Genomic DNA, 10,904 nt, shown 5'->3' on the forward strand with positions numbered 1-10,904 from the left:
AAGCTCGACCAGGACACGCTGGACAAGCTGGTGGAGAACACGATCAGCCAGCGCCGCGATCGCCTGCAGGAGCCGCGCTTCGTCAGTCAGGCGTTGTCGTCGTACGCGCTGCGCGGCAAGGACAGCCCGTACTTGTTGGCGCCGAGCAACCGCCAGCTTCGCAGCGCCAAGCTGAGCAAGCTGGCGAAGGTGTTGGCGGCCCTTCCGAACACGCGGCACCGCACGACCTACTTCGGGCCGCGCGACGGCGCGGCGGTGACCAAGATCGTCGCGATCGGCAAGCGCCACCGGAAGGTGCGGCCGCGCAAGCCGGTCGTGTACCGCAAGACGCGCGGCACCGAGATCTTCTTCGTGCCGAAGGACGTCGCGCAGTCCCAGATCATCCTGATGCTGCCGAAGCCGCCCATTCCGTTCGAGGAGCGCCCGAAGGCAGAGCTGTACAACGGCTACGTCGGCGGCGGTATGGGCGGCCTGATCTTCCAGGAACTGCGCGAGGCGCGCGGGCTCGCGTACAGCGCGTTCGCCGGACACCGCGCCGGCAGGCGCCCGAAGGACCAGTCCGGCGTGTTCGGCTACATCGGCACGCAGTCCGACAAGACCATCGACGCGCTCACCACGATGCTCGATCTGTTGCGCCATTTGCCGATGCAACCGGATCGGCTGGCCAAGGCCAAGCAGGCGATCGACCGCCGCTACCGCGCCAGCCGCGTCGACCCGCGGGCGGTCGCCAACTGGGTGCTGGCGTGGGACGACCTCGGTCGCGACAAGGATCCGCGGCCGTTTTACTGGGAGACGATCGGCAAGCTGGACCAGGCGGCGCTCGAGTCGTTCGCCGCGCAGTTTTCGTCCGGTCCCGCGATCATCAGCCTGATGGGCGACGAATCGCGCATCGACATGGCCGCGCTCGGCAAGATCGGCACGATCCGCCGCGTCAAGCCCGAGCAACTCGTGAGCTGGTAGCGCGGTGACGCGGCGCTCGCCCTCGCGCGTCACGGCGCGGGGGCGAGCGCAACAGCCGCCCAGGTCGCGTCCACCAGCGGCCCGTGCTCCCGGTCCGCTCCGCGCACCGCGTGCGACACGACGATCACCGCGCGGTCGCCACCGGGCGACCAGTACGCGGTGATGACGCCGTCGACGCGCGTGCCGCCGGCGTCGGCGACATCCGCGTAGCTCCACGGCGGCTGGACGTCCATGAGTTCGTGGCGCACGGAGTCGCGCTCGGCTACCAGCGTGACGGCGGGTGCGCCGCCGGCGGGGCGGCGGCCAAGGCGAGTCGGATCGGCGTCGATGTTCCACCAGCGCGTCTCGATCCGGCCGTCGCGCTCCGTCCACGCGAAGCGAGAACCGGCGGGAGGGTCGTCGCGCGCTGCGGCCGCGATCCGCCAGCCGCGCGCGGAGGCCAGCGCGGGGACCTGCGCGACCAGCGGCGTGTGGCGGCGGAAGGCGCGCCACGCCGCCGCGGGCCGGGCGCCGTTCCACACGGCCGACAGCGGGTCGTCCGCGGCGACCTCATCGCCCGCGATCCGCTCGCCGCGGTAGCGGGCGGTCTCGGCCCCGGTGGCCGCGTCGACCACGCGGACGATTTCGACCCAGTTGCGACCGGCGCTCCCGTCGTCGTAACCGTGCGCCACGCGGAGCGCGAATCGATCGCCGGCGGCCGTCCAGCCGACGAACTCGATCGACGTCGCGTGGTCGCCGGGAGTGACCGTCGCACGCGGCCCCGCGCCGTCCGGCGGGACCGCGGTCGCCGGGGCGGGTTCGCCGGCGGCCGGCGCGCCGGATGCTGCGGCGTCCCGCCCGCGATCGGGGGCCGGGGCCGGCGCGCGGTCGCTGCAGCCGGCGACCGTGGCGGCGCACGCGAGCACCGCGACTGAGCCGCGCGCCATGCACACAGCGTAGCCCGGATCGGGCCGCGGCGCCGCGCCGGCGCGGGCCGCGGCGCGCGCGCCCACCGGTTGCGACGCGCGGCGGTCGCGGTCGACGATCGGCCGCGCGTCAGCGTCCGAGCGCCGCGACGAGTTCCCGGAGCATCGCCAGCGTCCACGCCTTCGGGTACACCGGTCCGAGTTTCGCGGCCTCCGCAGCGACCCCTTCCGACGGGTCGCTGCCCGTGCAGAACGCGATCGGCAAGTCGGCGCGGCGCGCTCGGATCTCGCGCGCGAGTTGGACGCCGTTCATCGCCGGCATGTCGATGTCGGTCACCACCGCGTCGACGTCGAGCCCGAGCAACTCGAGCGCATCCTCGGGGTGGCAGGCGATCACGGGAATGTGACCGAGCTGCTGCAGCGCGTTGCCCAGGGTCGCGCCACACCCGACGTCGTCGTCGACCACGAGGATCTTCACGGCTGCCTGCCTCCCTTGGTTTCCTGTTTTGTTGTCCCGGCTACCCAAAATACAGAGCAACTTTCGTGCCGGCCGGGAACCACGGTCGGTCGCCGAGTTACGCACGCGGCGGCGCGGGATCGCAAGTTCTGTTGCGCAAGGGCGCAACGTCTGTTGACACCCCTCCGTCCGGCAGGCGACCGCGGGGGCTCGACGCCGCGCGCGGGGCACGCCGCGTCGGCGGCACCGGTGCGCGAGCGCGGCCGCTCGTGACAAGATGAGGGCATGCGCAGCACGGGGTCCAACCGATGGTGGGGGGTGGCCGCGCTCGCCGGCCTCGCCGCCGCGTGCGGCGGTGACGGTGCCGGCGCGGCGGCCGGCGCCGATGCCGGCCTGCGCGACGCCGCGGGCGGGCAGGCCGACGCCGGCGTGCGCGACGCCGGCGGCGCGGCGGACGCGGGAGTCCCGCCGGACCGTCCGGTCCGCTTCGTCGTGATGGGGGACACCGGCGAGGGCAATCAGGCGCAGGCGGACGTCGCCGCGGCGATCGCGGCGACGTGCGCTGCGCGCGGCTGCGACTTCGTCGTGCTGCTCGGCGACAACATCTACGACTCCGGCGTCGACTCGGTCGACGACCCCCAGTGGCAGACCAAGTTCGAACAGCCCTACCGCGACATCGACTTGCCGTTTTACGTCGTGCTCGGCAATCACGACTACGGCGGCAGCCTGTTCGGCTTCGACCAGGGCGGCCTCGGCAACGAGTGGGACAAGGGCCCGATCGAGGTCATGTACAGCGACGTGTCGGACAAGTGGGAGATGCCGGCGACGCACTACACGTTCACGTGGGGCAACGTCGGGTTCATCATGCTCGACACCAACAGCATCCTGTGGGACGACACCACCCACGGCGATCAGCGCGAGTGGTATGCGGCGGCGCTGGCCGAGGTCGCCGGCGCCGACTGGGTGTTCGCCGCCGGGCACCATCCATACCTGTCCAACGGCCGGCACGGCAACGCGGGCAACTACGAGTCGATCGAAGTGGGCGGCGTCGAGATCCCGAACCCGCTGCCCGTGCTCAACGGCGACCACGTCAAGGCGTTCTTCGACGACGTGGTCTGTGGCACGGTCGCCGTCTATTTCGCCGGTCACGACCACAACCGGCAGTGGCTGGACGCGCCGTCGGCGCTGTGCGGCGCGGAACTCATCGTGAGCGGCGCGGGCGCCAAGACGACGCCGTTTAGCGACCCCGCGCCGAACGCCGCCCACTGGCAGGACGATTCCACCGAAGGGTTCTTGTACGTCGTCGTGGACCGCAACACGTTCACCGGCCAGTTCATCGACCGCACCGGCGCGGTGAACTTCGAGCGGACGATCACGCGCTGACGGGCGCGTGCTACGGTGACCGCATGGTGCGCGATCGCCCGCTCACGTTACCTTCACCCGACGAGGCGCTGCCCGGCCGAGCCGAGCCGATGCCGGTTCCAGACCGCCACTTCGTACTCGGCACGCCCCTCGCGCCGCCGTTTCCCGACGGCACGGAGATGGCCCTGTTCGCAATGGGCTGCTTTTGGGGGGCGGAGCGCCGGTTCTGGCAGGTCGACGGTGTGGTCACGACCATGGTCGGCTACGCGGGCGGCTACACGCCGAATCCGACCTACGAGGAGGTGTGCACCGGGATGACCGGCCACGCCGAGGTCGTCCGGGTCGTGTTCGATCCGGCGCGCGTGACATACGAACGGCTGCTCCAAGTGTTCTGGGAGGGCCACGATCCGACCCAAGGGATGCGCCAGGGCAACGACGTGGGCACGCAGTATCGCTCGGCCATCTACGCGTATTCGCCGGCGCAGCGACGGCTTGCCGAGGCGTCCCGCGACGCGTACGCGCGGGCGCTCGCCGCCGCCGGGTACGGCCCGATCACGACCGAGATCGCCGATGCGCCGGCGTTCTATTACGCCGAGGACTACCACCAGCAGTACCTGGCGAAGAACCCTGCGGGCTACTGCGGGCTGGGCGGCACGGGGGTCGCGTGCCCGATCGGCGTCGGCGTGCCGGCGGCGTGACGGCGGCGGCGCGCGCGTCGCCGCGGCGCGGCCATCGCCTCCTACAGCGCGGCCAGATCGACCTCGACGAGCAGGCGCAGCAGGCGCAGCACATCGAGTCGGTCGCGCTCGTTGAACCGGGCGATGAGATCCCGCACGGTCGTCGCGCCGTCGAGCGCGGCGTGGACGTACGCGATCCGTTCGCCGAGGCCGAATGCGTCCAAGCGCGACGGCGTTGCGCGCGCGCGCCGCGGGCGGCGGTCGAGGGCGCGCGCGGCCCACGCGCTCACGGCCCGGTCGGGGGTTGCCGCGGCTCCGGCGCCCAGAATTTCGAACGTGTTCAGGTGGAGCGGCAACGCGGGCCACGGGTTCTCGCGGCCGGCATACCAGCGGTAGCGGCCGTCGGTCCACGTGCACACGTCGACCAGCTTCGCGCGCACTTGCGCGGTGAGCTGGCGGAACGCGTCGAGCGGCCGCATCAGGCGCAACCCGACCAGTGTGTCTCCGAGGCGGCCCCCGAAATGCGGCAGCAGCGCGAGTGCTCGGCGCAATTGGTCGGCGGTGATCGCTCCCTGCGCGACCAGATACTCGCCGAATCGCTCGCTCAGCACGTTCGAGCGGACGAACAGCGGCTGTCCGTCGGCGAAGTAGGCCTCCTTGACCGCGTCGCCTCGTTCGACGACGAGCAGCCCGTCGAGCCGGTGATGGCCGATGCGGTAGAGCACGCGCAGCGGGGACGTGCGGTCGAACGTGCCGAGGCTGTCGGGCGCGTCGCCGGGCTCGGGAAGCTGGGTCGGAGCCCGCTTCGGCACCGGCGCCGACGGCGCGTCGTCGAACACGATCGGGATGCCGTCGTCCGACGGCGAGTCGTCTGCATCTTCCAACCCGGGCGTCGTGCGGAACAGTTCGCGGCCGACCCGCGCCTGCTGCTCCGCTTCGAGCTTGCGCGCGCGCGTCGCCGGACCGCTGAGCGTGGCGACTTCCGCGATCTCGTCGGCGACCGGCTCGCCGGCGAGCAGGGCGGCGCGCATTTTCTCCGACTCGCTGCGGTCGAGGTCAGCCATGAATGCGGCGACGTCTCGGCGCGTGACGCGCTGGCCGCTCGCGAACAACCAATCGCCGAGCGCGTCGCGGAATGCGCCGGCCGTCGCGAACCGATCGGCCGGGTCGCGCTGGAGCGCGCGATCGAGCAGCGCGCGCAGCGGCGGCGGAATGGCGGCGCCGTATCGGTCGAGTCGGTCGAGCTGGACGTCGCGGACCATCAGCAGCACGTCGAGATCGCCGGGTCCGGTAAACAGCCGGCGCATCATGAGCAGCTCCGCGAGCACGACCCCGGCGGCGAACACATCCGAGCGGTGATCGATCGGCGCGCCGATCACCTGCTCCGGCGACATGTACCCGTACTTGCCCTTGAGGGTGCCGGTCTGGGTTTCATAGCGGCGCCGCGCCGCGCGGGCGATGCCGAAGTCGGCCAGCTTCACGTGTCCCTGCCGCGACAACAACACGTTCCCCGGTGACACGTCGCGGTGGACGATGTTCAGCGGGGCCCCGTTGGCGGTGCTCGCGCGGTGCGCGTAGTCGAGCGCGTCGAGAACCTCGTGGACGATGTGCACCGCGATCGGCTGGGGGAGGGCGAGCCCCTCCGCGCGGCACTGGCGGACGAGCGTGAGTAAGTCGACGCCGTCGACGAACTCCATCGCGATGAACAGATCGGCTCCTTCGGCGTCGAGTTCGTAGACCTGGACGATTTTCGGGTGCGATAGGTGGGCGGTGAGCTTGGCCTCGTCGATGAACATCGCGACGAAGTCGGCGTCTTCGGCCAGGTGCGGGAGTATCCGCTTGATCGCGACCTGTCGCTCGAAGCCGTGTTCGCCGCGCACGCGCGCGCGATAGATCTCGGCCATGCCGCCGACGGCGATCTTTTCGATCAGCTCGTAGCGGCCGATGGTCCCGAGCGCGGCGGCGGGCACGCAGCCAGTGTACACCGTCACCCGCAGGTCCGGAGGCGGGCATGCCGGGCGGGTCGCGAAAGGGAGCAGGTATACTGGGGCAGTGATCTTCGCGGTCGGGGACATTCACGGCTGTGCCAGCGAGCTGCGGATGCTGCTCAACCGGCTCGCGCTCACGCGGGACACGACGGTCGTGTTCGTCGGCGACTACGTCGACCGCGGCCCCAACGCCCGCGAAGTGATCGACACGGTGATCGAATTGCGCGAGCAGGTGCCCGTCGTCGCTCTGATGGGCAACCACGAGGCCATGTTCCTCGATTTCCTCGACGACCCGTACTCGGCGCGCGCGGGGGCGTTCATCTACAACGGGGGCAGTTCGACGCTCGCGTCTTATGCCGATGCCCACGGGGAGGTCGACATTCCGCCCGCGCACATCGACTTCCTGCGGTCGCTGCGGCTGTATTGGGAGAGCGAGCACGCGTTCTTCGTCCACGCCGGCGTACCGACCAAGCCGCTCGACTCGATCGATCCCGTGGCCGATCGCGCGGCGCTGCTGTGGATTCGCCGGCCGTTCCTGTCCACTGACTATCGCTGGTCCAAGGTCGTCGTGCACGGGCACACTCCGGTGCGTCGGGTCACGATTCGGCCCAATCGCATCAACATCGACACTGGCTGCGTGTTTCGCCGGCGATTGTCAGCGATCGCGCTGCCGGGCGACCGCGTGTTCAGCGTGCCCCGGCAACGGCGGCCGCGGCGCGTGTTGCTGCGCGACGTGCGATCGCAGCGTGCGGCGGTGCGTTTTCGCGGGATCGTGCCGGTGCGCGTCACGATCGGCGATCGGGTCGTGCCGTTCGAAACGGTCGACTACAGCGAGATCGGCATGTACATCCGAGATCTCGCGGAACGTGACCGGCCGATCCTGTCGCCGGGAGATCGCATCGCCGGCACCATCGGGCCGGACGCCGCGTCGCTCGTCGAGTTCGTCGGCCAGGTCGTGCGCCATCGGCGCGACGACCGGGGCGACCATTACGGCGTTCGCGTGTTGTCGTCGGGGCCGTCGCGGCGCGACTGACGCGCGCCGCGCTATTCGTCGGGCGAATCCGACGGCGTGCGGAACGTGATGCGCGGCATCAGATCGGGCGGCACCGGTGGGCTCGAAATGCGCGGCGCGCGGCGTCGCGGAGCGGCCGGCTCCTCCGGGGTCGCGCCCGCCGGCGAGCGCGACCGCTTCGCGCGCACGGCGTCGCTCAACTCCACGCTCTCGGTGACGAGCGCGGGAAGGTCGCGGTCCGCCGCCCGCTCGCCCGTCGGCTCGTCGTCCGCCGGATCGGCGGCGCCCGTGCCGGCCGCCAGGGGGGGCGCGGTCGCCGCGCGGCCGCCCGCCGGCGTGCCGACTGCGCGGTGATCGGGATCGTCGTCCGGCGTCGGCTGCAGCGGAAACGTGCGCGCTCGTCCTCCCGCGGTCGCCGCGCGCCGGCGCACCGGGTCGAGCGCGAACGCCGTCGCGAGCCACTCGGCGACCGCGCGCCGCGTGGCCGCGACGCCCATCTCGTGCAGCGTCTGGTCGATCGCGTCCCGCATCGCGCCGGCGCTGGAGAACCGCTGCGCCGGGTCGACCGCGAGCGCGGTCATCACGATCTCGTCGATGGCCGGCGAGCACGCGGCGCCCGCGGCAGACGGCGGCGCGATCCCGGCGTCGAGCGCGGCGCGCGCGGCAGCGGCGCTGTCGCGCGGCAACAGCGGCTGCGCGGTGAGCAACTCGTATGCGATCGCGCCGACGGCGAACACGTCGGCGCGCGCGTCGATGCCCTCTCCGGCCATCACCTCCGGCGCCATGTATCCGAGTTTGCCGGCGACGAGCTGCCGGCGGCGCGCACCGGCAGCGCTCGCGGCGCGCGCGATGCCAAAATCGATCACCTTCGCGTGCCCTTCGTCGGACACGATCACGTTCGACGGCGACACGTCCGCGTGCACCAGGTTGAGCGGGGCACCCGTGCGGTGGTCCACCTGTGCGTGGGCGTAGCCGAGCGCGTCGAGCATCTCGCCCACGATGCACAGCGCGGCCGCGACCGGCGCCGGGTGCGCGACGGCTCGCGCCTGGCGCAGCACGTGCACGAGGTTTCGCCCGGGCAGGTACTCCATCGCGATGAAGTAGCGGTCGCCGACCTTCCCCAGGTCGTGGATCTGGACGATGTTGCCGTGCGACAGGCGAGCCGCCAGCTTGGCTTCGCGGACGAACGCGCGGACGAAGCCGGCGTCGATCTCGAGGTGCGGCAGCAGGCGCTTGAGCGCATCGACGCGTTCGAAGCCCTCGATCCCCCGCCGGACCGCGCGATGCACGGTCGCCATGCCGCCCTTGCCGAGGCACTCGTATACCTCGTAGGGCCCGAACACCTCCGTCGGCTGCGACACCTTGACTGCCCCCTGTGCCCGGGATTATCCGCCCTCACCGAGTGTATTTTCAATTGCAGAAATGCACGACGGCGAACCGAGGTTCGGTCGCCGGGCGACCAGTGGACGCGTAACGTAGCGAAACTGTGTAGCGTCGCGGCGGGCGAGGCGATCAGTCGACCGGATTGATGATCTTGACGTCCGACCCGCCCGGGTAGCCGTACGACCCGACGTTGTAGTACCCGTACACGGTGAGGCCGACCGGCTCGCTCGCGACCACGCGGTGGACGCCTTCGGCCATCGCGCACGTCATCTGTTCGTACTGGATCCCGTTGACCGGGCCGATCGGGCGGATGTCGCAGTCCGGTCCGAACTCGCCGCTGCCGTCGATTTCGACGCTCGCCGTGTCCGGCTTGGCCAGCACCATGTAGTTGTCCTGGAACGTCGTCGGCACGAGGAAGACGTACTCCTTGCGGTGCTGATCGGCGGCCGGGAACACCACGAACGTGGGATCGCCGATGCCGCCCTGCGGGATGTAGCCCTGGCTCAGCAGGAACTGCCCCACCATGATCGCGCCGCCGTCGGCGTGTACGGTGAACCCGTTGTACGCGTACAGCGCCTTGTACTCGCCCGCGTTGAGCGTGAAGCTGTCGAATGGCGCGGGCAGGTTCGTCGTGACGCGCGTGTTGTCCTCCGTGGCCAGGATGCGGTAGATGTCCGGCTCTTCGTAGTTCGGGTCGGTCGACCGCACCGGACTGCGGCTGATCGCGAAATCCCACCCGAGCGCCGTCGTCGGGAACATCTGTTGCTCGAGGTGATCGGTGCAGCAAGTCTCGCCGTCCCAGCCGGGCGGGTCGGGCGGATTGGTGCCGCCGGTACCGATGCCGCGTTCGAGATTCGAGAACACGATCACCGGCTTGTCCGACACGATGCGGCTGCCCGTGAAGTCGCCGTCGCGGTCGAGGTAGTTCAGGCAGTCGAAGATGGACACCTGCGGCTGGTCCGACGCGAGGTTCACGACGTCGTACGGCCCGATCGTGACGTCGATCGTGCCGCCGGCAGGCGTCGCCGGGATCGCGATGCCGCTGTCTCCGCCGCTGGGCGCGACCGGATGCGTCGGGAAGATCTGCACCCGCGTGTCCTCGTACACGCCCACGATGGTGATCGCGGTGTGGTCCGGGATGCTCTCCATCGCGCCCGGCTGGCCGGGCGGCGGCCCGCACGGGTTCGCCGTCGGGTACCCGAGCACGTAGTAGTTCTCGCCGAGCGCCTGGCGCGGAATGAGGATCGACGCGTCGTTGGAGAACTGCTGGATGACCGGTTGAAACTGGTACGCGACCACCGGGGCGTTGGACTCGATGCGATACGCGTGGGAGCTCACGAACGTGTTCGACCCGGAGTTGGGCACGTAGGTGCCGTTTTGGCCCATCGAGCCGTCCACCTCGCGCTGCGGCAGGTCGATCTGCACGAGGTCCATCGGCGGGATCGTCTCGGACGCGACCAGCACTTCCTGCAGCGGTTCGCCGAAGCGCGCCACGTTCTTGAACACATCGATGCGGACCTCGTACTCGTTGACGTTGGCGACCGCGATGGCGAACTGCTGCGCTTGCGCGTCGTTTTGGATCGTCCCGGTCACTGCCTCGTTGTCGAGGTCGACGGCGTAGAAGTGGCAGCCGACGTTCGACGGGATCTGATCGGAGCGTTCGCACGGCGTGAGGCAGAAGCCGTTGTGACACACGTCGTTGCCGTCGCACTGCTCGACGAGCTCGCCGCCGGTCCCGTCGTCGTTGCACTGCCAGACCTCGTTTTCGTCCGGTCCGGCGCAGTACGTCGTGCCGGGCGCGCAGTCTCGGCACCCGAGGTCGGGAACGCAGACCTGCCCGTCCGGGCAGCCGCCACCGCACCGATCGGCACCGCCGTCCCCGGTGTGATCGTCGTCGTCTCTCGCTTGCGTCGAGGGGCCGCACGCGATCGCGGCGGCCAGAAACGTGAAACCGAACCAGCGCATGAACCCTCCCTGCTGCGCTCCCGAGGTGTGCGCGGCGCGCCGATTCGGCTCGCACGATCGTGCGCAACCTGGAGCCGGGGCTTGCAGTATAGTGCCGGCGTCTCGACCGCTGCCGGCGCGCGGTCACGCCAGCTGCAGGCCGCAGTCGCTGCAGGCGCCGTCGACGAGCGGCGCGGCCGTACCGCAGGCGGGGCA

9 protein-coding genes and 1 pseudogene are annotated in these 10,904 nt (G+C 70.7%); 4 read left to right on the forward strand and 6 right to left on the reverse strand.

The genetic code is table 11. From position 1 onward, the window contains the following. Positions 1–960 (forward strand): insulinase family protein (locus D6689_03055; protein RMH44155.1); only part of this gene is annotated, 960 nt, incomplete at its 5' end. 29 nt (positions 961–989) lie between these two features. Here the strand turns inward: D6689_03055 and D6689_03060 are convergent. Together D6689_03060 and D6689_03065 are read right to left on the reverse strand one after the other, a co-directional pair. Then, positions 990–1,952, reverse strand: a complete 963-nt coding sequence (locus D6689_03060) for a hypothetical protein (GenBank protein RMH44156.1) — start codon at positions 1,950–1,952, stop codon at positions 990–992. Between the two features lie 43 nt (positions 1,953–1,995). Next, positions 1,996–2,601, reverse strand: a complete 606-nt coding sequence (locus tag D6689_03065) for a response regulator (GenBank protein ID RMH44163.1) — start codon at positions 2,599–2,601, stop codon at positions 1,996–1,998. A gap of 6 nt (positions 2,602–2,607) precedes the next feature. Between D6689_03065 and D6689_03070 the strand changes: the two genes are divergently transcribed. Together D6689_03070 and msrA are read left to right on the forward strand one after the other, a co-directional pair. Continuing rightward, the gene (locus tag D6689_03070; protein RMH44157.1) at positions 2,608–3,705 is read left to right on the forward strand and encodes a hypothetical protein; all 1,098 of its coding nucleotides are present in this window, start codon (positions 2,608–2,610) and stop codon (positions 3,703–3,705) included. Positions 3,706–3,728: 23 nt separating this feature from the next. Then, complete coding sequence (msrA, locus tag D6689_03075; GenBank protein ID RMH44158.1) at positions 3,729–4,382, forward strand: peptide-methionine (S)-S-oxide reductase MsrA; 654 nt, start codon at positions 3,729–3,731, stop codon at positions 4,380–4,382. A 41-nt stretch (positions 4,383–4,423) separates the two neighbouring features. Here the strand turns inward: msrA and D6689_03080 are convergent, their stop codons facing one another. After that, complete coding sequence (locus tag D6689_03080) at positions 4,424–6,436, reverse strand: serine/threonine protein kinase (GenBank protein RMH44159.1); 2,013 nt, start codon at positions 6,434–6,436, stop codon at positions 4,424–4,426. Here D6689_03080 and D6689_03085 point away from each other — a divergent pair. Continuing rightward, positions 6,306–6,992, forward strand: a pseudogene (locus D6689_03085) (serine/threonine protein phosphatase). The gene D6689_03080 and the pseudogene D6689_03085 sit on opposite strands and share 131 nt — an antisense overlap. Positions 6,993–7,004: 12 nt before the next feature. Here D6689_03085 and D6689_03090 read toward each other — a convergent pair. The 3 genes from D6689_03090 to D6689_03100 all read right to left on the reverse strand — a co-directional run bounded on the left by D6689_03090 (position 7,005) and on the right by D6689_03100 (position 10,709). Next, on the reverse strand, positions 7,005–7,337 hold the full coding sequence (locus tag D6689_03090) for a hypothetical protein (GenBank protein RMH44160.1): 333 nt from the start codon (positions 7,335–7,337) through the stop codon (positions 7,005–7,007). Positions 7,338–7,393: 56 nt separating this feature from the next. After that, on the reverse strand, positions 7,394–8,722 hold the full coding sequence (locus D6689_03095) for a serine/threonine protein kinase (GenBank protein ID RMH44161.1): 1,329 nt from the start codon (positions 8,720–8,722) through the stop codon (positions 7,394–7,396). Positions 8,723–8,873: 151 nt separating this feature from the next. Continuing rightward, on the reverse strand, positions 8,874–10,709 hold the full coding sequence (locus D6689_03100) for a hypothetical protein (GenBank protein RMH44162.1): 1,836 nt from the start codon (positions 10,707–10,709) through the stop codon (positions 8,874–8,876). Between the last annotated feature and the right edge of the window lie 195 nt (positions 10,710–10,904).

The sequence above is a fragment of the Deltaproteobacteria bacterium genome (assembly GCA_003696105.1).
Taxonomy (GTDB): domain Bacteria; phylum Myxococcota_A; class Polyangia; order Haliangiales; family J016; genus J016.

What these genes read in the sequence shown, in the direction of transcription:
- D6689_03070 (RMH44157.1), top strand. Translation starts at nt 2,608, where the DNA reads ATGCGCAGCACGGGGTCCAACCGATGGTGGGGGGTGGCCGCGCTCGCC.
- D6689_03090 (RMH44160.1), bottom strand. Translation starts at nt 7,337, where the DNA reads ATGGTCGCCCCGGTCGTCGCGCCGATGGCGCACGACCTGGCCGACGAA.
- msrA (RMH44158.1), top strand. Translation starts at nt 3,729, where the DNA reads ATGGTGCGCGATCGCCCGCTCACGTTACCTTCACCCGACGAGGCGCTG.
- D6689_03100 (RMH44162.1), bottom strand. Translation starts at nt 10,709, where the DNA reads ATGCGCTGGTTCGGTTTCACGTTTCTGGCCGCCGCGATCGCGTGCGGC.
- D6689_03080 (RMH44159.1), bottom strand. Translation starts at nt 6,436, where the DNA reads ATGTCCCCGACCGCGAAGATCACTGCCCCAGTATACCTGCTCCCTTTC.